The sequence below is a fragment of the Lysinibacillus sp. FSL R7-0073 genome (assembly GCF_038009065.1).
GTDB lineage: Bacteria > Bacillota > Bacilli > Bacillales_A > Planococcaceae > Lysinibacillus > Lysinibacillus fusiformis.
In genome coordinates this window covers 3,535,751-3,561,027 of record NZ_JBBPAS010000001.1, presented here as the reverse complement: position 1 = coordinate 3,561,027, position 25,277 = coordinate 3,535,751, and the positions used below count along the sequence as shown (strand labels likewise).

The following is a 25,277-nucleotide window of genomic DNA, read 5'->3' as shown; positions in this document are numbered from 1 at the left end:
AGGAGCGTATTCAAATGTCTCTTAAACGTAAAAAATTATCAGTAATCGGTGGAGGATTTACAGGTGCTACCGCAGCTTTTTTAGCAGCTCAGAAAGAACTTGGTGACGTTGTATTAGTGGATATCCCACAAGCAGAAAATCCTACAAAGGGAAAAGCTCTAGATATGTGGGAAGCAGCGCCAATACAAGGCTTTGATGCTTATGTAAAAGGTACATCAAATTATGCGGATACAGCTAATTCTGACGTAGTCATTATTACAGCTGGGGTAGCCCGTAAACCAGGTATGAGTCGTGATGATCTTGTACAAATCAACCAAGGCGTCATGAAAACAGTGTCCAAAGAGATTGCCGCACATTCACCAAATGCCACAATTATCGTCCTTACCAATCCAGTTGATGCCATGACCTACACAGTTTATAAGGAAACTGGTTTCCCAAAAAATCGTGTTATCGGTCAATCTGGTGTTCTTGATACGGCGCGTTTCTGTGCATTTGTCGCAGAAGAGTTGAATGTCTCAGTAAAAGACATTACTGGTTTTGTATTAGGTGGTCATGGAGATACGATGGTGCCTTTAACACGTTATTCATTTGCAGGCGGTATTCCATTAGAAACATTAATCTCTGCTGAACGTCTAGAAGCAATCGTAGATCGCACACGTAATGGTGGTGCTGAAATCGTTAACTTACTTGGTAACGGCTCAGCGTATTATGCACCTGCTGCTGCATTGATTGAAATGGCTGAAGCAATTATCAAAGATCAGAAGCGTATTCTACCATCTATTGCTTATTTAGAAGGTGAATATGGCTATAGCGATTTATATCTGGGTGTTCCTACATTACTTGGCGAAAATGGTATAGAAAAAATCTTTGAGCTTGAGTTAACAGACAAAGAAAAAGCAGCTTTAGACCAATCGGCAGATGCAGTACGCAACGTGATGAAAATTTTAGTATAGATTAATGATGTCCGACTTAAGGCGTTTTAGGCCAGAATCTTTAGGACAGCATGTCGATTTCTCTCTATGTCAGCTATCGAAAAAAATATAAGCAATGCCCTATATCTGAAGTTGCAATATCGGTACATGAGTATTTGCTGAATTAAGAAAACGAGTAGGTAACTCCTGCTCGTTTTTTTATGCATAAGTATTGGGAGGCTTAAGGTACTCGGCTTTTCGTTGTACTTTTGGCATAAAATTGATACTATGAATGTAGTATGATAGAAAAGGGGTTGGCGTATCTTTGCTTCAAAAAAATAGTAAACTTGGTCTGACAATCGATGAAATTACAGTTGGCGAAAAGATCCATATAACTGAAAAGATTGAGGATAGAGATCTGTTGTTGTATTTAGGGCTCACGAACGATAGTAATCCGCTTTATATTCAACATGATTATGCGGCGATGACACCTTTTGAAAAACCGATTGTCCCGACCATCATGTTAAATGGTATTATTACATCAGCTGTATCAAAGTATATTCCAGGACCAGGTGCACGAATTATTGAGCAACATTTAAAATATTTAGGGCCTCTCTATCATTATGAATTGTTTGATACGCTTTTAGAGGTAACAGCAGTCAATAAATACGAAAATACGGTTACTGTGTCTGTACACTCTTATAATGAGCAAAAGCAGCTTGTGATTGAAGGTATGTTGTTGGTGACACCACCACTTGCATTATAGACGTCTTGAGATTTGAAATGGGGGTTTCAAATCACTAACGGAGGCATTATATTATGACAAAAACGATATTAGTTATTGAAGATGAATTTTCAATCGCAACATTATTGAAATATAATTTAGAACAGGCTGGCTATTTAGTGGAAACAGCTGCAGATGGACAAGAAGGTCTGGAAAAAGCAATTGACATACAGCCTAATTTAATCCTGTTAGATTTGATGCTACCTAAACTAGATGGTATGGAAGTATGCAAACAAATACGTCAACAGCGTATGAATACGCCGATCATAATGTTAACAGCAAAAGATGACGAATTTGATAAAGTACTTGGTCTAGAATTAGGCGCAGATGATTATATGACTAAACCCTTTAGTCCACGGGAAGTACTAGCACGCGTTAAGGCTGTTTTAAGACGTTTTACACAAAATGTAGTATCAGATGAGAAAGATGAACCTCAAGAGAAAATGTTTGAGTTTGGACAATTGCGTGTATTTCCAGAACGCTTTGAAGTCTTTTTACAAGATGAGGCACTGGAGTTTACGCCAAAGGAATTTGAATTACTTATTTACTTACTTGAAAATAAAAATCGTGTATTAACACGTGATCAGCTATTAAGTGCTGTATGGAAATATGATTTTGCTGGCGATACTCGAATTGTGGATGTTCATATTAGCCACCTTCGCGATAAAATTGAAGAAAATAGCCGTAAGCCAATGTTTATTAAAACAATCAGAGGGCTTGGCTATAAATTTGAGGAGCCGAAAACGTCATGAAATCAATGAGCAACCGCTTATTTTTGACATTCATGCTTTTACTTGGAACGATATTAGCTGTCCTAATGATTGTTATAGGTCAGCTTTTTCCTGTTTATATTAAGCAATACAATGAGGATGCAAATACTCATAAACAAGCATCAATGACTCAAGTAATAGATGAACGCGAACTCCAGCTTTCACAGGAAGATCAAGAAGCATTATTCGCATCACAGAGCTTGGATCTAGAGGATTCTTTGACCTTTGTGCGAGCTAGACTCTATATCATATTGGCCATTCTTTTTACTATTACATTGATTTTAATTGGGATTGTCAGTCGCTATATGATTCGGAATTTTACAGCACCAATCGATAATGTTACGGAAACGGCTCTTGAACTTGCAAAGGGGAACTATCGTGCACGTGCACAGGAAAATGAATATGAACGCATGATTCCGTTAAGTCATTCTATTAATATTTTGGCTCGTAATTTACAGGATATTACGACGGTCCGTGAAGTAGAGGAAGAGAGGCTGAAAACGTTAATCGAAAATATGGGTAGCTCTCTCATGATGATTGGGCGTGAGGGCAATATTTCAATCGTGAATCGCGTATTTTTAGAACGTTTTGGAATGCAGATTGATGAAGTTCAGGGGAAGGTATTCAGGACAATTGGCTTACCAAAATCATTAGAGCAGTTTATCGATCACGTATTTCTTACAGAGATGCCTTATCGACAGCAAATTAAAATGGAGATAAAGCAGGAGCTTTATAATAAAGAAGTATATGGAGCACCTGTTATTGGGGACCATGGACGATGGTTAGGCGTTGTCATTGTTATGCATGATATAACGGAGCTTGTCCGTTTAGAGCAAATTCGCAAAGATTTTGTTGCCAATGTATCCCATGAATTGCGAACACCTATTACCTCTATTAAAGGCTTTTCTGAAACCTTATTGGATGGAGCCTATAAAGACGAAAAAATGTTAATATCTTTTTTAGAAATTATTTATAAAGAAAGTAATCGTCTTCAAATGCTCATTCAGGATTTGTTAGAGCTTTCTAAAATTGAACAGCATGGCTTCACGGTCAACATTATGCCAATGGGCTTGCAGGATGTGCTGATTCGTGGAGCAGAGCTAACAGCGCCACGATTAGATGAAAAAAATATGAGCTTCCAAGTGGATATTGACCGTGATGTACAAGTAATGGGAGATGCCAATCGTATTATTCAGATCGTGACGAATTTAATTACCAATGCCATCACCTATTCTCCAGAAAATACAACGGTGTCCATTCGTTTAAAGGAAAATGAAACACATGGCATTATTGAAATTGAAGATCAAGGAATCGGAATTGAAAAGCATGAAATAGCCCGAGTCTTTGAGCGCTTTTATCGCGTTGATCGTGCTCGAAGCCGAAATTCAGGTGGAACAGGCTTAGGCTTAGCCATTGTAAAGCATCTTGTAGAGGCCCATCATGGACGCATTCAAGTAGAAAGTGAAGTGGGCGTAGGGACAACAATGATTGTGATGATTCCGAAAAATTAACAAATCCTTTACATGAGCAAAATGTTACATTCATATTTGGGAACTATACTTGTAACTAGAAACCCCCTTATATGATTGTTAAGACTATAACCTAAAAAATCGCGCTCACCACTTAATATGGTGATGACAGATTTTTTAATAACTGCATTATTTTTCACTATAGAAGAATCTATTGTCTAATTATTAGGCACTAGATTCTTTTTCTGTTTTACAGAGAGGGTAAATAGGTGTAAAGTATAGTAGCATAAAAGTTTAACATCAATCCATAGTAGATTGTTTGTCAAATTAAAGCTTGAACAGTCAGTGAAATCATAACTTCTTTTCATTTGAATCGTGTTTTTCTGACTGTTGAAGCAGAGAAAAAAATGAGAGAAGGATGACCATGAAAATCGTCAAAAGTATCGTGCAAATCGGCTTTCTTTATTTCCTATTATTGATTGGGAATAGTATTGCACGCCTACTTCACTTGCCGATTCCAGGGAGCATAATAGGACTCGTTCTATTATTTTTACTTTTACAGTTTCATATTATTAAGCTTGAATGGATTGAGCTAGGGGCAGCATTATTACTAAGTGAACTCTTACTTTTCTTCATTCCATCTGCCATTGGTGTCATCGATTATGATGCATTATTCGGTGTACAAGGCATGAAGGTTGTTTTGGTCATTGTTGGAAGCGCGATTATTGTGATGTTTGTAACGGGCTATACAGCACAATGGCTAGAGCGCCGAAAGAAGGGTGATACAGTATGAGTTTATGGATAGCTGGTATTAGCTTACTTGGGACAATTATTCTTTTTTATATTTGTAAAATAATTTATAAGAAATATAAAAAAGAATGGCTGACACCTATGCTGGTGACACCGATCGTCATTATTATTTTATTATTACTAACAGGTATACCGTATACATCTTATAATGCAGGAGCTAGTGTTTTAACGAATTTACTAGGACCAGCAACGGTTGCTTTTGCGGTTCCTATCTATAAAAATGTCAATTTATTAAAAAAACATGCATTTGAAATCTTTATAAGTATTGCGGTTGGTTCAACAGTTGCCATTATTTCATCTTTCATAATGGCCTTAGTAGTAGGGTTAAACAATGAGCTTGTGCATAGTTTAGTGCCACGTTCAGTGACAACACCTATTGCAATGGACATTTCAAATATGATTGGAGGCTCTCCTACTTTAACAGCTGTCTTTGTTATGACGACAGGCATTTTAGGAAGCCTATTAGCACCTATCGTTATTAAAATATGTCGATTCCACAACCCATCGTCTAGAGGCTTAATGTTAGGAATGGGCGCGCATGGGGCAGGTACATCTAGAGCTTTTGAATTTGGCGAACTAGAGGGTACATTTGCCAGCTTAGCAATGATTGTTGCTGCTTTAATTAGCATTGTATTAACCACAACCATTTTCCCAGTCTTCGAACATCTAGTTATTAATATCCTGTTACCATAAAAGGTAGCAGGATTTTTTTATGCTAAATTCACTATATTTTGAAACTTTTTATAAAACTCTTCCGTAAACAGTAGTAATCAATAAAAAGGAGGAACAGACATGAGTGTGAAAAGGACACTAATGATGGTTGGACTTGGGATTTTTGGAGTTATTGCACTTATTACCGTATTTACATCTTGGTACACAGTAGATGAATCAGAACAAGCGGTTGTCATTACATTTGGCCGTGCCGATGAAATGGTTACAAACCCAGGACTTCATTTTAAATTACCTTGGCCAGTTCAATCAGTTGAAATTTTATCGAAAGAAACGTTCAGTTTACAGTTTGGCTATAAGCAAAATAAGGCAGGAGATTTAGAAGCCTATGATGCTGAGACAAAGATGATTACAGGAGATGAATATATTGTACTAACTGATCTTGTTGTACAATGGAAAATTACCGACCCTCGTAAATTTTTATTTAACGCACAAAGCCCCGAAGAAATTTTACATAGCGCCACATCAAGCGCCATTCGTTCAATTATTGGTAGCTCTACCATTGATGCAGCATTAACAGATGGGAAGGCTGAAATTGAAGCAAAAACACGTGATTTACTAGTTTCCTTAATCGAAAAATATGATATTGGTATTGGCGTATTAGGCGTAAAGTTACAAGACGTTGAATTACCGAACAAGGAAGTGCGTGCTGCCTTCACAGCAGTAACGGATGCACGTGAAACAAAGAATACAAAAACTAATGAGGCACAAAAATATATGAATCAGCGTAAAAGTGAAGCTGAGGGTGAAAAAGATGCAATTATTTCCAAGGCTCAAGGTGCAAAAACAGCACGTATCGAGCAAGCTCAAGGTGATGTAGCTGTCTTTAATAAGATGTATGAGCAATATAAAGGGAATCAACAAATTACACGAGAGCGATTAATTTTAGAAACACTTGAAAACGTCTTACCGAAGGCGCAAATATACATTATGAATGATGATGGCAGCACGATGAAGTACTTACCACTACAGCCATTACAGCCGCAGCAGGCACAAACAGATAAAAAAGAAGGGAGCAGTAATTAATGGACCAAAAAAATAAGGACCTTGATAAATTCCTCAATTTTTTATCAGGAAAAAGCAAAAAAGCGGCTCCAACAGACAATAACTCGGGAGACAATGTCGTGAAAATGGAGAAAAAAGGCCCGCTCAACCCTAAAAAATATCTGTCTATTGCCATTACATTAACAATTGTTTTTGCAGCAGCCATCATTATTTTTGCGAATGTTTATATTGTAAAGGAATCTGAATACGCCGTGGTTCGCCAGTTTGGAGAGGTAGTGAAATTTGAACGGGATCCAGGCTTAAAAATGAAAATACCTTTTATTCAAAGTGTTACACGATTACCAAAAAATCAGATGACCTACAATATTTCAGAAGAAGAAATTAATACAAAGGATAAAAAACGAATTATCATCGATAACTATGCTGTGTGGCGTATTACGGATCCAAAAGCTTTAATATCGAATGCTGGTACACTTAGTAAGGCAGAGACTCGAATGGAGGAGTTTATTTACTCCGTCATAAGGACAGAGCTTGGCCAACTACGATACGATGAAATTATTAATGATGAAAATTCATCACGAGGAAGCATCAACGATCGTGTAACAGAGCGAGTTAATGAATTGTTACAAAATGACAAGTATGGTGTAGAAGTAGTGGACGTACGTATTCGTCGAACAGATTTACCTGCTGAAAATGAGCAGTCTGTATTTACCCGTATGATTTCAGAGCGTGAATCAACGGCTCAATTATATCTTTCAGAAGGGGATGCAGATAAACGACGTATCGAAGCCCAAACGGATCAACAGGTGCAGGAAATGTTAGCTACAGCGAATAAGCAGGCATCCATTATTCAAGCTGAGGGAGAAGCAGAGGCTGCGAAAATATACAATAAATCATTCTCTCAAGATCCTGAATTTTATTCTTTATACCGTACGCTAGAATCCTATAAGAAAACTGTTGGAGAGGATACGGTCATTATTTTGCCAGCATCATCACCATATGCGAAAATTTTATCTGGTTATATAAAGTAATTGATAAAAAAGTCGTCTCTCCTATTAGGAAGGCGACTTTTTTGTTACTATGAAAATTATAAATATCCCTACAATTGAATTGTTATATTGTGAAAATAATAGAAACTTACAAATTTCTATTCCCCAACCGCCTATAATTTGATAGAATGATAATGTTTAAAAAAGAACTGTTGGGGGTAATAGCTGTGAAATTACGAATTAGCACATGGCTCCAAAATGTAGGAATTGCTTGTAGTATAGCATCGTTATTGACTCTTTTCTTCCGCCTGTCTGATTTTGCATGGATGACAAAGAGTGTTTATCATATACCTGTATTTTTTGTAAGTATCTTTTTAGTGAGTATTATTATTGCAAATGATGTAAGAAATTTGTTTAAAAAGTTGTTTTGGTATGAAAAACGAAAGGTCAAGCGTCCTATTTGGCAAGTCGGTATTGGCTTCATTTTCTTTTTAGCGCAAATTAGTGTTGTGATGGTATTTAGTAAAGAGTTAACACAGCCACAACTGGGTGGAATGCCATTATTTTTAGTATTTGGCTTTATGAATGCGTTTATCTTAACAATCATATATGAAGAAATTTTTCACCGAACAGCCAATCAATAATATCTATGATAGAACTTTCATTCACTGGAGTTTTCTCCGCGAATGGGAGTTTTTTTATTGTTTTTATGCACTGAATAAGAAGAATCATCTACCATGTTAAATTGAGGTCAAACAAGGTACCATTACATTGAATGAAGCAATATTATACTGATCCTGTTACAGAAGAAATCTTATTACCAGCAGCTATTGATTTTCACAATAAAAGATTCACATTCGCTTCTAATATTGATATTTATTAAAAAAGCCCTTTGCGATTGGCTTTTCGCTATAGGTTGAAATGCAGGAGTGATGGATAGCATGTTTAAAGTGACGGATAGCGAGCCAAAAGTGATGGATAAAGCATGAAGTGGCAGATAGCGAGCTAAAAGTGATGGATAAAACTACGAAAGTGGCGGATAGCAATCCAAATGTAGTGGATAAAACTAGAAATGTGACGGATAGCGAATCAAAAGTAGCTGATAATCTTGGGGATGACCCGTCTGCTTTTTTTACTTGAAATGTATTGTTATGATAAAGTAGAAGTAGAAGACAACGCAGGAGGATAATATTATGACAAAGGAAAAATTACTATTATTGGACGGTAATAGTTTAGCATATCGCGCGTTTTTTGCGTTGCCATTGTTGACGAATGATAGTGGTATTCATACTAATGCTGTATACGGCTTTACAACAATGCTACAAAGAATATTAGAGGAAGAGCAACCAACGCAAATTTTAGTTGCTTTTGATGCTGGAAAAACAACATTCCGCCATGAAACCTTTACAGAATATAAAGGTGGACGACAAAAAACGCCACCAGAATTATCGGAGCAATTCCCTTATATACGCAAGCTAATTGATGCTTATGGAATTAAGCAATATGAACAAGACCTATATGAAGCAGATGATATTATCGGGACGCTGGCAAAAGAGGCTTCATCACAGGATATGGATGTTATCATCGTATCTGGAGACCGTGATTTAACGCAGCTTGCGACAGAGCAAGTAACGGTTTATATTACGAAAAAAGGGATTACGGAAATTGAGAGAAACACTCCAGCCTTTATTGCAGAAAAGTACGGTTTAACGCCCCTACAAATTATTGATATGAAAGGCTTAATGGGTGATTCTTCAGATAATATTCCTGGTGTGCCAGGTGTTGGTGAAAAGACTGCTGTCAAATTATTAAAAGAGCATGGCTCCGTTGAGGCACTTTACGAGGCGATGGATACATTGAAAGCTTCTAAAATGAAAGAAAAGCTGGTAGCCAACGAAGAGCAGGCCAAGATGAGTAAGAAGCTGGCAACGATTTTTACAGATGCCCCAATTACCATTTCACTAACTGATCTCGCGTACCATGGACCGAATGAAGAACAATTAATCAATGTATGGCGTGAGCTCGGCTTTAAATCACTGCTCGAGAAAAGTGATTTTACTGTGCAAGAGCAAGAGCAAGCACCTTTTGATTTTGAACAAGTTCAAGAAGTACAACAAGAAGACTTACAAGATGTGATGGCTGTGCATGTTGAGCTAGAGAATGAACATTACCACACTTGTGCCCTACTAGGCATGGCCTTATCTGATGGAACAAAGACTCAATACATTCCTTTTGACATTGTGGCAAAATCAGAAACACTACGTCGCTGGTTAGAGGATTCCTCAAAAATAAAATATATGTCTGATTCCAAAGCGTCTCAAGCAGCATTAAAACGAGCGGGTATTCAATTAGCTGGTGTTGATTTTGATTTAGTGCTTGCTTCGTATATTAATAATCCTGGACTTAGTGGGGATGATGTTGCCACTCTTGCAAGGGAGCTTGGATATTATGATGTACAAGCCGATGAAACGGTTTATGGCAAGGGAGCTAAACGTGCTATACCTGAAATAGATAAGCTTGCACAGCATGTTAGCCGAAAAGCTTATGCTGTCTGGTCATTACAGCCGAAGCTAGAAGCATTATTAAAGGAAAATGAACAATTTGATCTTTATAAAGACTTGGAATTGCCATTGGCCGCCATTTTAGGTGAGATGGAAAGTGAAGGGGTTACCGTTAACCGTGCTACGCTAGTAAAAATGGGTCAAGAGCTTAATGAAAAGCTCGTCGTGCTTGAACAAGAGATTTATGCGGAGGCAGGAGAAACGTTTAATATTAATTCACCAAAACAATTAGGTGTTATTTTATTCGATAAATTAGGTTTACCTGTTATTAAAAAAACGAAGACGGGCTATTCAACGGCTGCTGATGTATTAGAAAAGTTAAAATCAGAGCATGCCATTATTGAATATATTCTGTTATATCGTCAGCTTGGTAAATTACAGTCTACTTATATTGAAGGATTGCTAAAGGAAATCCATGAAAAGGATAGCAAGGTGCATACTCGTTTCCAACAAGCTTTAACCGCTACAGGACGACTAAGCTCAACAGATCCAAATTTACAAAACATCCCTATCCGTTTAGAGGAGGGACGTAAAATCCGTCAAGCATTTGTCCCTTCAAAAGAGGATTGGATACTGTTTTCTGCGGACTATTCGCAAATCGAATTACGCGTACTCGCACATATGTCGGAAGATAAAAATCTTGTAGAGGCCTTCCGTGAAGGGATGGACGTTCATACACGAACAGCGATGGATGTATTCCATGTAGCCGAAGATGAAGTTGATAGTAATATGCGTCGTGCAGCGAAGGCTGTTAACTTTGGGATTGTTTATGGTATCAGTGATTATGGTCTATCACAAAATTTAGATATTACCCGTAAGGAAGCGGCAACTTTTATTGAGAAATATTTCGCTAGTTTCCCAGGTGTTAAACAGTATATGGATGATATTGTACAAAATGCGAAGTTCAATGGCTATGTCACAACAATTTTAAATAGACGTCGTTATTTACCAGATATTACAAGCTCGAACTTTAATTTAAGAAGCTTTGCTGAGCGTACGGCGATGAATACCCCGATTCAGGGAAGTGCCGCGGATATTATTAAAAAAGCGATGATTGATATGGATGCTCGATTAAAAAAAGAAAATATGCAGGCAAAGCTACTTTTACAAGTGCATGATGAGTTAATCTTTGAAGCACCTAAGGAAGAGATTGCGTTGCTAGAAAAAATTGTGCCAGAGGTAATGGAAAATGCAATTGAGCTTTCCGTACCGCTAAAAGTAGATTTTAACCATGGTTCGACATGGTATGAAGCAAAATAAGGAGGGGTTCAAATGCCTGAATTACCAGAGGTAGAAGGTGTCGTCCAGGCATTGAAGCCAAAGGTTGAAGGACGTACAATTCAACATGTTCAGCTTTCTGAAAGGGTACACTTTTCTTTTAGTGAGGGGAAACAATGTATCGTTAAACAAGCAGAGCCTGATGCATTTGAATTAACGTTGTCTGAAATGACGATTACAAAAATGGAACGACGTGCGAAATATATTTTCTTTCACTTATTGAAAGATGAGGTCCCCTATGTTCTTGTTAGTCACTTAGGAATGACAGGCGCATGGTTTGTTGTGAATTCACCAGAAGACATCGATGAAGCAAAATTCCAAAAGCATATACATGCTACATTTAAGATGGCTGATGGTGGTTACTTAATTTATTCAGATATACGACGCTTTGGTGAACTACGATTTCTGGCAAAAATTGAAGATCATGTACCATTAACAAAAATGGCACCAGAGCCGTTTGATGAATTAGCGTGTGATTTTTTTATAACGAAATCAAAATTACCAAAATATGCGAATAAGGCCGTAAAAGAAGTGATTATGGATGGGCAAGTCATTTCGGGCTGTGGCAATATTTATGCAACGGAGGCGTTGTTTGCTCAGAAAATTCATCCTGCTCGAAAAATGAACCGTATAAGTGAGCAGCGTAAACGAGCATTATTTGAGGAGATCGTTGCTGTTTTGCGTCAAAGTATTGAAGCAGGTGGTTCAACCATCTCTGATTATCGAAATATTAATGGGGAAGCTGGGAGCATGCAGAATCGTTTGAAAATGTATGGGAAAAAGTTATGCCCAGCATGCGAAACGGCAACAAGTCAAATGACGATTGGTGGGCGTACATCGGTTTTTTGCCCAAATTGTCAACATTAAAGGGGATTTAACAATGATTATCGGACTTACAGGAAGTATTGCAAGCGGTAAAAGTACAGTAGCAAAAATGATGCTCGAACTAGGATTACCGATTGTTGATGCAGATATTGTAGCGCGAGATGTCGTCGAGCCAGGAACGGAGACATTGGCATTTATTGCAGAAAACTTCGGCCAAGATATTTTACTAGAGGATGGCAATTTAAATCGGACAATGCTCGGAGATATTATTTTTCATGAGCCTGCCAAACGCAAAATTTTAAATGATATTATGCATCCGGCCATTAGAAAGGAAATGCTACGACAACGTGATGCCTATTTAGAGGGCGGTCACGAGCATGTTGTTATGGATATTCCCCTGTTATTTGAAAGTAAGCTTCAGCCTTTTGTAGAGCGTATCATTGTAGTGTCAGTAAGTGAAGAGGTTCAGCTTCGACGTTTAATGGAACGCAATCATTTATCAGAAGAGGATGCCTTAGCGCGCATGCACTCACAGTTACCTATGTCTGTCAAAGAAAAGGGAGCCCATGCAGTTATTTATAATAATGAGAATCTGGAAAATACAGAGGAACAATTAAAAAAAATTCTAGCTTTCTGGGGTGTAATTTAAAGTGTTTCAAACTAAAAATGTGTAGCAAGTAAATCTTGCTACACATTTTTTTATGGGCGAATGCCATAATAAAAGATAATTTTTCAGAAAATAAGAACTTTAATAATATTAGTATATAATGTTCATCTTTTTTAAAATTGTGTTATACTAATCACCATAAAGTATATAATTAATCTGAGTATGTACTCACAGGAGGATTTTTAAATGACAGTATCAATTGCTATTAATGGTTTCGGACGTATCGGACGTATGGTTTTCCGTCAAGCGATCGTACAAGAAAATTTAAATATTGTTGCTATTAACGCTAGCTATCCAGCAGAAACGTTAGCACATTTGATTAAGTATGACACAAATCACGGAACATTTGAGGGTACAGTAGAACCAGCAGGCGATGCTTTAGTTGTAAATGGCAAACGTGTTCAAATTATTAGCGAACGCGATCCATTAAAATTACCTTGGGCTACAATGGGTGTTGATATCGTTATTGAAGCTACAGGTAAATTTAATGAACGTGATAAAGCAGCAATGCACTTAGAAGCGGGTGCGAAAAAAGTTATCTTAACAGCACCTGGTAAAAACGAAGATGTAACAATTGTTTTAGGCGTTAATGATGACAAACTTGATATTGCTAAACATGATGTAATTTCAAACGCTTCTTGTACAACAAACTGCTTAGCACCAGTAGCAAAAGTATTAAATGATACATTTGGTATTGAAAATGGTTTAATGACGACTGTTCATGCTTATACAAACGATCAAAAGAACTTAGATAATCCACATAAAGATTTACGTCGTGCACGTGGGTGTGCACAATCCATTATCCCTACATCTACAGGCGCTGCCAAAGCATTAAAATTAGTTCTACCTGAGTTAGAAGGTAAAATTCATGGTATGGCACTTCGCGTTCCAACACCAAATGTTTCTTTAGTTGACCTTGTGGTAGATTTAAATACAGATGTAACAGTTGATGCTGTTAATGCAGCATTCGTAAAAGCTGCAACAGAAGGTCCAATGAAAGGCATTTTAAATTTCTCAGTTGAACCACTAGTATCTTCTGATTACAACACAACTACTTACTCATCAACAGTCGATGGACTTTCCACAATGGTATTAGGTAACCGTAAAGTGAAAGTACTTGCTTGGTATGATAATGAGTGGGGTTACTCTGCACGCGTTGTTGACCTAGTGAAAAAAGTGGCTAATGCATTAGAAACGGTAAACGCATAATATTTTCATTTTGAGCACATTGAAATCTAACTGATTTCAATGTGCTTTTTTTAAAAAACTTTCCTTGTACTTTAGGTGCTTTAGGTTTATCATGAGCTCACTACGTGAATGCACTTTTCTTATATGTAGGAAATTTGTTATAATAGAAATATTAAATTGTTGTAAACCAGGAGAGTAATTATATGAGATGTCCATCTTGCCAATTTAACGGAACGCGTGTTGTGGATTCGAGGCCAGTAGATGATAATAAAGAAATTCGTAGACGTCGTGAATGTGAGTCATGTGGCTTCCGTTTTACAACGTTTGAAAAAATTGAAGAGACCCCATTAGTTGTAGTGAAAAAAGAAGGTTCACGAGAGGAATTTAGCCGTGAAAAGGTACTTCGTGGACTTATTCGTGCCTGTGAGAAACGCCCAGTTGCGCTTGATATACTGGAGCAACTTGTCCTATCAATTGAAAAAGATCTTCGTCGTATTGGAAATTCAGAAGTACGCTCAGAAGATGTCGGTGAATTGGTAATGGATCGCTTAGCCAAAATTGATGAGGTGGCGTATGTCCGTTTTGCATCGGTCTACCGACAGTTTAAGGATATCAATGTCTTTATCGAGGAGATTAAAGATATTATTCAACGTCAAACGGAGCAGAAATCATAGAAAATAGAGAGGATGAATGACGTTGATTCATTTATTTAAGGAATTGCAGCCTGGCGATCCTTTTGACATTCGTCTACCTCATGCATTTTCTACTCAAGAGCGTCAATTAGTAACATTATTCTATCAACCGTTAACGGGCTCAGACCCTATAAGCCTTTATTTAACTTTATGGGCAGAAGCAGAGCAGATACCAAAGCCGCAAATGACACATTATTATTTAATGAATGTGCTCGGTCTGCCTATTGGTAAAGTGTTTGAGGCGCGTATAGCCCTTGAAGCGATTGGTTTACTACGTACATGGAAAAAAGAAAATGCTGGTGAGCGAAGTTTTTTATATGAGCTGCAGCGCCCATTAGATGCGGAAAGCTTTATGAAAGACCCGTTGTTATCGATGTTTTTATTTAGCAAAATTGGAGAGCAGGCCTATCGTAATTTACGGCAACGTTTTATATCCCCTGTGAGGGACGCGGATTTTAAAGATGTATCTCGTGCCTTTATAGATGTCTATAAGCCCGTTCATTCCAATATTCCATCAGATTTACAAGTGGATACGAATCGTAAGGATAAACAACAAAGGGTGTATCCTTTTTATTTGGAGCAATTTGACTTCGATCTGTTGCAAGCAGGTTTATCTGAGCAATTGGTGCCATCCAATTTACTGACATTAGAAGTTCGTGAGGCTATTGCTAAGCTGGCATTTCTATATCATTTAACAGCGCTTGATATGCAAAAAGTAGTAATTCTTGCTTTAGACGATGATTTAGGGATTTCACAGGAGCGCTTACGCAAGGCAGCTGCTGATTTCTACAAGTTAACGATGTCAAAAGAGCCCCCCAAAATAGCGAGAGTTAGCGAGCCGTTGCCAGTGGAAGAAACCGGACAAAAATCGAAGGATCAGGAGCTACAACACTATTTAGAGACTACGGCTCCTATTCAAGTGTTGCGTGACATTAATAATGGGAAAGAACCTTTGCAAACCTCTGTGCAACTTGCAGAAAGTTTAATTGTGCAGCACGGCATGCCGATTGGGGTAGTCAATGCGTTACTTGAGTATGTTATGTTAACAACGGATATGAAGTTACCTAAAAAATATGTGGAAACAATTGCGGATCATTGGGTTCGTAAAAATATCCAAACTGCTAAAGAAGCAATGGAACTTGCACGCCAAGAGCATGATAAATATACAACTTGGAAAAACAAACCTCAAACAACCACTAAAACAAGCCAGCGAGGTAAGGGACGTTCAGGACATCAACGAGAAGAAAAAGTCCCCGAGTGGTTTTATAAACGTGATGAGAAACAAGAGGAAAGTACTTCTAGCACGATAGATTTTGAAAAAGAACGTCAAAAAATCTTAGAGATGCTAGGGAAAAGTGAATAGTAAAGAAGGTGAGCAACAATCGAACCTATAAATGGACCATTAAAACGAGCTATTAATGTACCCTCGTTTCAAGAACGCTATGAAGCCATGCGACGTGAAATTTTAGAAAATCCACGCGTACAAGAATTTCTAGCACGTCATGCAGATGAATTAAGCTATGATAATATCGAACGAAATTTACCTAAGCTCCATGAATTTATTAGTCAATCTACGGAATGCTGTGGTTGTGATAACACAGAACATTGTACAAACTATTTAAAAGGCTTCCTTCCTACTTTAAGGGTAGTTCGGAATACAGTTGAAATTGATTATGTACGCTGTGAGCAAAAAATCAGAGAAGAAGAGCGTCGGGATGTCGCGAATATGATTGCCAGTATGCATATGCCCAAAGATGTGCTACAAGCAACGATTCACGATTTAAGTATTGATGATGAGTCTCGCGTGATGATTGCCCAAAAAGCAGCACAATTTGTAAAAGCGACAAAAGAATCAAATCATTTACCATCAAAAGGTTTTTACTTATACGGTAAATTCGGTGTAGGGAAGTCTTTTGTGCTTGGTGCACTTGCCAATGAATTAGCGTCTATTAAAATACGTTCAGTTGTTGTCTTCGTGCCAGAATTTTTACGGGAAATGAAAAATGCTATTGGCGATAATACATTGAATGAAAAAATAGACTATATTAAAAAGGCACCTGTTTTAATGCTTGATGATTTAGGGGCAGAAACAATGACCGCCTGGACACGGGATGAAATTTTAGGGACTATTTTCCATTATCGGATGGCTGAACAATTGCCAACGTTTATTACATCTAATTTTAATTATGGAGAATTAGAGCACCATTTAGCCCAATCGCAAAAAGGTGATATTGAGGTTGTCAAGGCAGGGCGTATAATGGAGCGTATAAAAGCCTTAACAGAGCCAATTGAAATGCGTGGCAATAACCGTAGGATGTAACATTGGTAGTTGCATTTTTCGACAATCGAGCGTATACTGACTCATATACTAAATATCAATATGCATTGATGAGGACATGAATTTTGTGTATCAGCTTCTAGAGAGGGAAGTCAACGGCTGAAAGCTTCCTAGTATGAACGCATCATTTACTACCTGCTGAGCAGCGAAAGGGATAATCTTTCGCCGGTCCCTAGCCCGTTAGCTAGCCTTGAGCTTCGTCTGACTTGATAAGTCGGAAGGAAGAAGGGTGGAACCACGAGCATACGCTTCGTCCCTTTCGTGAGGGACGGGGCTTTTTTTATTTTTGTGGAAAGACCTCGCTCAATCCGAGTTGGAGAGCGCTCATAAAAGCAGCCGTATCACTTTATTCATTAGTCAACATTCCATCAATCATTATGTATTCAACAAAAACAAAGGAGTGCAACGAATATGTCAGAAATGATTAAATTAACTTTCCCAGATGGCGCTGTAAAGGAATTTGTAAAAGGTACATCAACAGATGACGTAGCCTTATCAATCAGCCCTGGCTTACGAAAAAAAGCTTACGCAGGTAAAATTAACGGTGTATTAGTAGATTTAAAAACACCAATCGAAGAAGATGCTGCAATTGCTATTATCACACAAGATGATGCAGAAGCACTTGAGATTTTACGTCACTCAACAGCCCACTTAACAGCACAGGCAATTAAACGTTTATTCCCAGATGTAAAACTGGGTATTGGACCTGTTATCGATGGTGGATTCTACTACGATATTGATTCTCCTACACCAATCACTGCCGAAGATCTACCAGCAATTGAAAAGGAAATGAAAAAAATTATTGCTGAAAATCTAGAGGTAGAACGTAAAAATGTAAGTCGTGCGGAAGCACAAGCAATGTATGAAAAAATTGGCGATGAATATAAATTAGAATTACTAGAAGCAATCCCTGCAGATGAACAAGTGTCCATTTATTATCAAGGGGAGTTTTTCGATCTTTGCCGTGGTATTCACGTACCATCTACTGGTAAACTTCGCGAGTTCAAGCTGTTATCATTAGCAGGTGCCTATTGGAGAGGAAACTCTGATAACAAAATGCTACAACGTATTTATGGCACAGCGTTCTTCAAAAAAGAAGAATTAAAACATCACCTACAAATGCTAGAAGAAGCAAAAGAACGGGATCACCGTAAAATCGGGAAGGAATTAGAGCTATTTACAACTTCTCAAAAGGTTGGCCAAGGCTTACCACTTTGGTTACCAAATGGTGCAACAATTCGTCGTGTTATTGAGCGTTATATCGTCGATAAAGAATTATCTCTTGGATATAAGCATGTTTATACACCTGTATTAGGTTCAAAAGAGCTTTATCAAACTTCTGGTCACTGGGATCATTACCAGGATTCTATTTTCCCACCAATGGAAATGGACAACGAGACATTAATTATGCGTCCAATGAACTGTCCTCACCATATGATGGTTTACAAAAATAGCATGCATTCTTATCGTAGTTTACCATTACGTATTGCAGAGCTTGGTACAATGCACCGCTATGAAATGTCGGGAGCCGTTTCTGGCCTACAGCGTGTACGTGGGATGACTTTAAATGATGCACATATCTTTGTTCGTCCAGATCAAATTAAAGCAGAGTTCCAAAAAGTCGTTCAGTTAATCTTAGAGGTTTATAAAGATTTCGATTTAAATGATTATTCATTCCGTTTATCGTATCGCGACCCTGCAGATACTGAAAAATACTTCAATGATGATGCTATGTGGGAAAAAGCACAAAGCATGTTAAAAGAAGCAATGGATGAGCTTGGTTTAGATTACTTCGAGGCAGAAGGTGAAGCAGCATTCTATGGCCCAAAACTGGATGTGCAAGTAAAAACAGCGATCGGTAAAGAAGAAACTTTATCAACAGTTCAGCTAGACTTCTTATTACCAGAACGTTTCGACCTAAGTTACGTTGGAGAAGATGGCAAACCACATCGTCCAGTCGTTATTCACCGTGGCGTTGTATCAACAATGGAACGCTTCGTTGCCTTCTTAATTGAAGAATATAAAGGTGCATTCCCAACTTGGTTAGCTCCAGTGCAAGTAGAAGTCATTCCAGTATCGAATGAAGCGCACTTCGATTATGCAAAACAAATTGAAGAGCAATTAACAGCTGCGGGCTTACGTGTGGAAATGGATGATCGTGAAGAGAAATTAGGCTATAAAATCCGTGAAGCACAAATGAAAAAGATTCCGTATATGCTTGTCATTGGTGATAAAGAAGTTGAAGCTAATGGTGTAAATGTTCGCCGTTATGGCTCTAAAGATTCCGAAACAATTAGCTTTGAGAATTTCCTAACAGCTATAAAAGCGGAAATTACAAAATAATCTTTCATAAAAAATCTCACTTGCATAAGTGAGGTTTTTTGTATAAAATGAATCTTGCTGTTGTATAAATTATTTAATATTAGGTCAATCTAGGTATGATAAGAAAATTAGTATTTGACAGCTTATCATATACATGCTAATATAATTAAGGTTAATGAATACAAAGTTTGTGGTTGAAGTAGAGGCTGCCCGCTTCTCACCTGATACAACGCTTTAAAGGCTGTGAACAGGTATGACACGTTGAATTGTTTTGCGTAGACTTGCGCATGCACATATAGCGGGCGGACATCTTCAAAAATGTCCGTCCTTTTTTTATGGACATGACAAGAGGATGTACCGTTCAACCGGGCAAGGCTTTGCCCAAACCATGTATTCGCGACAACTACTTGGAGGTGGATTACTATTAGCAAAGACATGTATGTAAACGAAGGCATTCGCGCACGTGAACTTCGATTAATCGATCACAATGGTGACCAGCTTGGTGTAAAGACACGTAATGAAGCGCTAGAAATCGCCACTCGTGTAAACTTGGATCTTGTCCTTGTGGCCCCTCAAGCCAAGCCGCCAGTCGCTCGTATCATGGACTATGGTAAATTTAAGTTTGAACAGCAAAAGAAAGACCGTGAAATTCGTAAAAATCAAAAGGTCATCGTAATGAAAGAGGTTCGTCTGAGCCCATCAATCGATGAACATGATTTCCAAACGAAGCTACGTAATGCGATTAAATTCCTTGAAAAAGGCGATAAAGTAAAATGTAGCCTACGTTTCAAAGGTCGTGCGATTACACACAAAGATATTGGTCAACGTGTGTTAGATCGTTTTGCTGAAGCTTGTGCTGAAGTATCAACGGTAGAACAAAAACCGAAGATGGAAGGCCGAAGCATGTTCTTAGTTCTTCAACCAAAGAACGAGAAATAATATTAGACGAACAGTTTAGGAGGAATTCGACATGCCAAAAATGAAAACTCACCGTGGAGCTGCGAAACGTTTCAAAAAAACGGGTTCAGGTAAATTAAAATATGACCGTGCTTATGGAAGCCACTTATTCGCAAACAAATCTACGAAACAAAAACGTCACCTACGTAAAGCAAACATCGTTTCATCTGGTGACTTCAAACGCATCAAATCTCTACTTGTTTACATGAAATAATTGACTACAAAAATACTAACATTCATTTTTTAATGAAAAGCAGGAGGTAATTCATATGCCACGCGTAAAAGGCGGAACAGTGACGCGCAAACGTCGTAAAAAAGTATTAAAATTAGCTAAAGGTTACTACGGTTCAAAACATACATTATATAAAGTTGCTAACCAAGCAGTAATGAAGTCAGGTCAATATGCATACCGTGACCGTCGTCAGAAAAAACGTGATTTCCGTAAATTATGGATCACTCGTATTAACGCAGCTGCTCGTATGAACGGTCTTTCTTACAGCCGTTTAATGCATGGTTTAAAAGTTGCTGGTATCGAAGTTAACCGTAAAATGTTAGCTGACCTTGCTGTAACTGATGCTACTGCATTCACTCAATTAGCAGACGCTGCTAAAAAAGCTGTAGCTAAATAATATTTGAGTCAGTTAAATATTGTTTCTCCACCCAAAGCGAATGCGACAGGTGTAAAAAAGACTGATGGATTTTTCCATCAGTCTTTTTTGTGTTAGATTAATAATATACGTTTGTTAATAAAGGAGTAGAGAATGGGACAAGCATTATTAGCTTATATGAGTATTATATCGATTGTGTTACTTATTTTAATGGGTATGGACAAATCGCGTGCTAAAAAGCATGAATGGCGTATTGCAGAGCGTACTTTGTTTACACTAGCCATCGTAGGAGGAGCAGTAGGCGGAGTGCTTGGCATGTATTTATTCCGCCATAAAACACGTCATAATAGTTTTGCATTTGGATTTCCTCTACTTGCAGCCATCCAAATTTTTATTATCGTACAGCTTTGGTTATAAATGAAAACATTTTAAAACACATCCTCATCAAGAGGATGTGTTACGCATAAGCTGTTCAATGGGCTGTTTCCAATTAATTTTCGCACTTGGATAATTCAATAGAATTTCTTGCTGTAAATATTCAAAGTCGCCTTTTGTAAAGCCCTGCAATGTTGCAGTATCCCGTGCGCCGACAAAAATAGTGACAACCTCGAAGGCATCCTCAGTTGTGCCTAAGTATTTTTCGCCTTCAAAAAGAGCACCCTTATAGGAAATAAAGAAATTTTTCCGGACATTTTTAACGTCATCATAAAAGTAATATTGGCCTTTTTCATAGGCTTCATCAAGTTTGCGTTTAGGATCAGTTATATAACGAATCGCTTTATAAAATACATAAATAATAAGCGCAATTACAGCAAGTCGAATTAGTAACGGCAACATGTTTAAATTTCCCCCTTGAAGAAAGGTTATTCTTTCCTATACGATTAGGGAGGTCAAATAGTTTCACTTTTATTTAAATATTTTTTAGAAATTTAGGAGAAAAAAATGAATATACAACAATTGTTTATCATGCAAAAAGAGCTGGATGATTTCATTGAGCAAACTCAAAATATTCAGCAAGATGTATTTCAAGAAAAAGGACTAGCATTAATGGTAGAGTTAGCGGAGCTAGCCAATGAAACGCGCTGCTTTAAATTTTGGAGTACAAAAGGTCCTTCAGCACGAGAAGTCATTTTAGAAGAATATGTGGATTCTATTCATTTTATCCTTTCCCTAGGCTTATTAAAGAACTATACAACAATCGAAAAATGGCCATTGATAGAAGAACAGAGACATTTAACTTCAACATTTTTAGAGACACAAAGTGCTATTTTAGCATTTATCCAACAACCGACAGAGGATCGATATATAGCGATTTGGCAATGTTATGGTTTACTTGCGTACAATCTTGGTTTTACTTTCGAAGATGTAGTTCGTGCGTATATTGAAAAAAACCAAGAAAATTATAATCGTCAACGTACAGGATATTAAATAATTAAGAAATACACCAATTTTCAGACGATTAAGCTAGGAATATTTCGGTAAACGAAGTATAATAAAATAGATACAAGACGTAGGAGGCAAAAGGATGACACAACTAGATCCAACATTACAAATGTTTAAAGATTTAACAGATGCAAATGGTATTGCAGGCAATGAACGTGCACCGCGTGAGGTCATGAAAAAATACATTGCACCATATGCAGATACTGTAGAAACAGATAACTTAGGTAGTGTAATTGCTAAAAAAGTAGGCGATGAAAACGGACCTAAAATCGTCGTGGCAGGACATTTAGATGAAGTAGGTTTCATGGTTACACAAATCGATGACAAAGGCTTTATCAAATTCCAAACAGTAGGTGGCTGGTGGAGCCAAGTTATGCTGGCACAGCGCGTTACAATTACGACACGTAAAGGCGATGAAGTAATTGGGGTTATCGGTTCAAAACCACCTCATATTTTACCTGCTGATGTGCGCAATAAAGTAGTAGACATTAAAGATATGTTTATTGATATTGGTGCCGCTTCTAAAGATGAAGTGCTTGAGTGGGGCGTACGTCCTGGCGATATGGTAACACCATATTTCGAATTTAATGTGATGAAAAATGAAAAATATCTATTAGCAAAAGCTTGGGATAATCGCATTGGTTGTGCCATTGCTATTGATGTAATGAAAGCTTTACAAAATGAAAAACATCCTAATATTCTTTATTCAGTAGGAAATGTGCAAGAAGAAGTTGGACTTCGTGGAGCTAAAACAGCAACACATAAAATCCAACCGGATATTGGATTTGCAGTTGATGTAGGTGTAGCGGGAGATACTCCAGGCGTAACAGCTAAAGAATCAACTAGTAAAATGGGAGCGGGCCCTCAAATCGTTGTGTATGATGCATCTATGGTATCACACCGTGGCTTACGTGAATTCGTATTAGACGTAGCAGACGAGAACAATATTCCTTACCAATTTGAAGCAATGGCTGGCGGTGGTACAGATGCTGGCTCTATCCACGTAACAGCAAATGGTGTACCAGCACTATCTATCGGTATTGCGACACGTTATATCCATTCACATGCAGGTATCCTACATCGTGATGATTATGATAACGCTGTTAAATTAATGGTTGAAGTCATTAAAAAATTAGACCGTGATGCAGTGAATAAAATTACATTCGATTAATTGTATGGAAAAAACTAACTAGAATTATATGCGGTTTGCCTTCTAACTAAAATGTTAGGAGGCTTTTTTCGTTGGAAAGGGACCACAACGATTTAACATAATAGTTATTAATATTGATCATAAGTACATATTATTAGCACAATGAAAATGAAACGAAAATACTATATTTGAAAATTATTTTTATATGGTATAATTTCCTATAAAAGGAGTGGATTTATTTGGGAATTAAAAAACCAATCAAGTTTTTAATATGTTTATCTATTAGTTTATGCCTTCTAACTTATCCAAGTATTTCATTTGCTGAAACACTTGTGACTAATAGTTCAAGTGATATTGATACGGGTATAGCAAACTTGAACTACAACAACATGGAAATATTAGCAGTGAATGGTGACAGGGTTGATAGCTTTGTTCCTAAAGAAGGAGTTAGCTCAAATGATAAATTTATAGTGGTGGAACGTAACAAGAAATCACTGACAACTTCACCAGTGGATATATCAATTATTGATTCTATGGCGAATCGTACATATCCAGGGGCATTACAACTTGCCAACCAAGCTTTTGTAGACAATCAACCTAACTTATTGGTGGCTAAAAGAAAACCACTAAATATTAGCATTGATTTACCTGGCATGAAAAGGGAAAATACTTTGACTGTGGATAATCCGACATATGGTAATGTATCTGGTGCAGTGGATGAGTTAGTGTCTACTTGGAGTGAGAAGTATTCCACAACACATACGTTGCCTGCAAGACTACAATATTCAGAATCTATGGTTTATAGCAAATCTCAAATAGCAAGCGCTTTGAATGTAAACGCCCAAGTTCTCGACAATTCTCTGGGAATTGACTTTAATGCGATTGCGAATGGAGAGAAAAAAGTGATGGTTGCGGCATACAAACAAATTTTTTATACCGTAAGTGCCGAACTGCCTAACAATCCATCAGAACTTTTCGATGATAGCGTTAATTTTGCAGAGTTAACTCGTAAAGGAGTAAGCAATGATGCCCCTCCCGTTATGGTGTCGAATGTAGCCTATGGGAGAACAATTTATGTGAAATTAGAAACAAGCTCTAAGAGTAAGGATGTACAAGCTGCTTTTAAAGCATTACTGAAGAATGTTAATACGAATGTGGAAACTAGTGCACAATACAAAGATATTTTTGAGGAAAGTTCCTTTACGGCTGTAGTATTAGGCGGAGATTCACAAAAGCATAATCAAATTGTCTCAAAGGACTTTAATGATATTAGAGATGTAATTAAAGATAATGGAGAATTTAGTCTTAAAAACCCAGCCTATCCAATTTCATATACAAGTGTTTTCTTAAAGGATCATTCAATTGCTGCTGTTCATAATAATACAGATTATATCGAGACGACAGCTACGGAATATTCTAAAGGAAAGATCATCCTCGATCATTATGGTGCATACGTTGCTCAATTTGAAGTAGCTTGGGACGAATTCTCTTACGATGAAAATGGAAATGAAGTATTAACCCATAAAACTTGGGATGGAAATTGGAAGGACAAAACAGCTCATTTTTCTACAGTAATACCGCTTCCAGCTAATTCGAAAAATATAAGAATTTATGCTAGAGAATGTACAGGTCTTGCATGGGAATGGTGGAGAACGGTTATTGATGAATATAATGTTCCGTTGTCTAATGAAATCAAAGTCTCCATTGGAGGTACTACATTATACCCAACTGGTAGTATCGAGTAAGTAGCAGTATATAAAGGTAATGACTATAAAGAATTT

The 25,277-nt window shown here is 37.5% G+C and carries 26 protein-coding genes; 25 read left to right on the top strand and 1 reads right to left on the bottom strand.

The genetic code is table 11. The features are described from left to right. Window positions 1–14: 14 nt before the first annotated feature. The 22 genes from mdh to MKY88_RS17750 all read left to right on the top strand — a co-directional run bounded on the left by mdh (window position 15) and on the right by MKY88_RS17750 (window position 21,320). The gene (mdh, locus tag MKY88_RS17855) at window positions 15–953 is read left to right on the top strand and encodes a malate dehydrogenase (RefSeq protein ID WP_193832849.1); all 939 of its coding nucleotides are present in this window, start codon (window positions 15–17) and stop codon (window positions 951–953) included. Between the two features lie 283 nt (window positions 954–1,236). Continuing rightward, on the top strand, window positions 1,237–1,677 hold the full coding sequence (locus MKY88_RS17850) for a MaoC/PaaZ C-terminal domain-containing protein (protein WP_069482313.1): 441 nt from the start codon (window positions 1,237–1,239) through the stop codon (window positions 1,675–1,677). Between the two features lie 53 nt (window positions 1,678–1,730). Beyond that, window positions 1,731–2,447, top strand: a complete 717-nt coding sequence (locus MKY88_RS17845) for a response regulator transcription factor (RefSeq protein ID WP_012295616.1) — start codon at window positions 1,731–1,733, stop codon at window positions 2,445–2,447. After that, entirely contained in the window at window positions 2,444–3,976 is a 1,533-nt protein-coding gene (pnpS, locus tag MKY88_RS17840) for a two-component system histidine kinase PnpS (protein WP_069482312.1), read from the top strand. The genes MKY88_RS17845 and pnpS overlap by 4 nt, the downstream gene beginning before the upstream one ends. A gap of 382 nt (window positions 3,977–4,358) precedes the next feature. Beyond that, window positions 4,359–4,727, top strand: coding sequence for a CidA/LrgA family holin-like protein (locus tag MKY88_RS17835; protein ID WP_036196478.1), 369 nt, complete (start codon window positions 4,359–4,361; stop codon window positions 4,725–4,727). After that, window positions 4,724–5,437 carry an LrgB family protein gene (locus MKY88_RS17830; protein ID WP_193832848.1) on the top strand — a complete coding sequence of 238 codons (714 nt, stop codon included), beginning with the start codon at window positions 4,724–4,726 and terminating at the stop codon, window positions 5,435–5,437. Before MKY88_RS17835 ends, MKY88_RS17830 begins: the two co-directional genes overlap by 4 nt. 99 nt (window positions 5,438–5,536) lie before the next feature. Beyond that, entirely contained in the window at window positions 5,537–6,499 is a 963-nt protein-coding gene (gene hflK, locus MKY88_RS17825) for an FtsH protease activity modulator HflK (RefSeq protein ID WP_193832847.1), read from the top strand. Then, complete coding sequence (gene hflC, locus MKY88_RS17820) at window positions 6,499–7,509, top strand: protease modulator HflC (RefSeq protein WP_069482309.1); 1,011 nt, start codon at window positions 6,499–6,501, stop codon at window positions 7,507–7,509. Before hflK ends, hflC begins: the two co-directional genes overlap by 1 nt. Before the next feature lie 185 nt (window positions 7,510–7,694). Next, window positions 7,695–8,111 (top strand): DNA polymerase I, encoded by a 417-nt coding sequence (locus tag MKY88_RS17815; protein ID WP_232540671.1) that lies wholly within the window; start codon window positions 7,695–7,697, stop codon window positions 8,109–8,111. A gap of 370 nt (window positions 8,112–8,481) precedes the next feature. Further along, window positions 8,482–8,607, top strand: coding sequence for a hypothetical protein (locus tag MKY88_RS17810; protein ID WP_269781048.1), 126 nt, complete (start codon window positions 8,482–8,484; stop codon window positions 8,605–8,607). Window positions 8,608–8,660: 53 nt separating this feature from the next. After that, window positions 8,661–11,288, top strand: a complete 2,628-nt coding sequence (polA, locus tag MKY88_RS17805; protein ID WP_193832845.1) for a DNA polymerase I — start codon at window positions 8,661–8,663, stop codon at window positions 11,286–11,288. 12 nt (window positions 11,289–11,300) lie between these two features. Further along, window positions 11,301–12,173 (top strand): bifunctional DNA-formamidopyrimidine glycosylase/DNA-(apurinic or apyrimidinic site) lyase, encoded by an 873-nt coding sequence (gene mutM, locus MKY88_RS17800; RefSeq protein WP_340814330.1) that lies wholly within the window; start codon window positions 11,301–11,303, stop codon window positions 12,171–12,173. 13 nt (window positions 12,174–12,186) lie between these two features. Then, window positions 12,187–12,780, top strand: coding sequence for a dephospho-CoA kinase (gene coaE, locus MKY88_RS17795; protein WP_340814329.1), 594 nt, complete (start codon window positions 12,187–12,189; stop codon window positions 12,778–12,780). A 204-nt stretch (window positions 12,781–12,984) separates the two neighbouring features. Further along, complete coding sequence (locus MKY88_RS17790) at window positions 12,985–14,007, top strand: glyceraldehyde-3-phosphate dehydrogenase (protein ID WP_008176871.1); 1,023 nt, start codon at window positions 12,985–12,987, stop codon at window positions 14,005–14,007. Window positions 14,008–14,189: 182 nt separating this feature from the next. Further along, complete coding sequence (gene nrdR, locus MKY88_RS17785; RefSeq protein WP_008176873.1) at window positions 14,190–14,660, top strand: transcriptional regulator NrdR; 471 nt, start codon at window positions 14,190–14,192, stop codon at window positions 14,658–14,660. 16 nt (window positions 14,661–14,676) lie between these two features. Further along, a complete protein-coding gene (locus tag MKY88_RS17780; RefSeq protein WP_340814328.1) occupies window positions 14,677–16,041 on the top strand; it encodes a replication initiation and membrane attachment family protein in 1,365 nt (454 codons plus the stop codon). A 27-nt stretch (window positions 16,042–16,068) separates the two neighbouring features. Next, window positions 16,069–16,998, top strand: a complete 930-nt coding sequence (gene dnaI, locus MKY88_RS17775) for a primosomal protein DnaI (protein WP_269781133.1) — start codon at window positions 16,069–16,071, stop codon at window positions 16,996–16,998. Between the two features lie 429 nt (window positions 16,999–17,427). Next, window positions 17,428–19,359 (top strand): threonine--tRNA ligase, encoded by a 1,932-nt coding sequence (thrS, locus tag MKY88_RS17770; protein WP_069482302.1) that lies wholly within the window; start codon window positions 17,428–17,430, stop codon window positions 19,357–19,359. Window positions 19,360–19,773: 414 nt separating this feature from the next. Next, window positions 19,774–20,277, top strand: coding sequence for a translation initiation factor IF-3 (infC, locus tag MKY88_RS17765; RefSeq protein WP_025114499.1), 504 nt, complete (start codon window positions 19,774–19,776; stop codon window positions 20,275–20,277). 31 nt (window positions 20,278–20,308) lie between these two features. Continuing rightward, window positions 20,309–20,509 (top strand): 50S ribosomal protein L35, encoded by a 201-nt coding sequence (gene rpmI, locus MKY88_RS17760; RefSeq protein ID WP_004226312.1) that lies wholly within the window; start codon window positions 20,309–20,311, stop codon window positions 20,507–20,509. A gap of 55 nt (window positions 20,510–20,564) precedes the next feature. After that, complete coding sequence (rplT, locus tag MKY88_RS17755; RefSeq protein WP_025114500.1) at window positions 20,565–20,924, top strand: 50S ribosomal protein L20; 360 nt, start codon at window positions 20,565–20,567, stop codon at window positions 20,922–20,924. A 132-nt stretch (window positions 20,925–21,056) separates the two neighbouring features. Then, complete coding sequence (locus MKY88_RS17750; RefSeq protein ID WP_025114501.1) at window positions 21,057–21,320, top strand: DUF1294 domain-containing protein; 264 nt, start codon at window positions 21,057–21,059, stop codon at window positions 21,318–21,320. 27 nt (window positions 21,321–21,347) lie between these two features. On the opposite strand, the gene MKY88_RS17745 is transcribed toward MKY88_RS17750, so the two are convergent. Beyond that, window positions 21,348–21,740, bottom strand: a complete 393-nt coding sequence (locus MKY88_RS17745) for a hypothetical protein (protein ID WP_008179260.1) — start codon at window positions 21,738–21,740, stop codon at window positions 21,348–21,350. Window positions 21,741–21,845: 105 nt separating this feature from the next. Here MKY88_RS17745 and MKY88_RS17740 point away from each other — a divergent pair, with 105 nt between their 5' ends. The 3 genes from MKY88_RS17740 (at window position 21,846) to MKY88_RS17730 (ending at window position 25,241) form a co-directional block, all read left to right on the top strand. Beyond that, on the top strand, window positions 21,846–22,331 hold the full coding sequence (locus MKY88_RS17740) for a dUTP diphosphatase (RefSeq protein WP_069482300.1): 486 nt from the start codon (window positions 21,846–21,848) through the stop codon (window positions 22,329–22,331). Between the two features lie 97 nt (window positions 22,332–22,428). Then, entirely contained in the window at window positions 22,429–23,517 is a 1,089-nt protein-coding gene (locus tag MKY88_RS17735; protein ID WP_008179256.1) for a M42 family metallopeptidase, read from the top strand. Window positions 23,518–23,735: 218 nt separating this feature from the next. After that, window positions 23,736–25,241, top strand: coding sequence for a thiol-activated cytolysin family protein (locus tag MKY88_RS17730; protein ID WP_440590424.1), 1,506 nt, complete (start codon window positions 23,736–23,738; stop codon window positions 25,239–25,241). Window positions 25,242–25,277 lie beyond the last annotated feature (36 nt).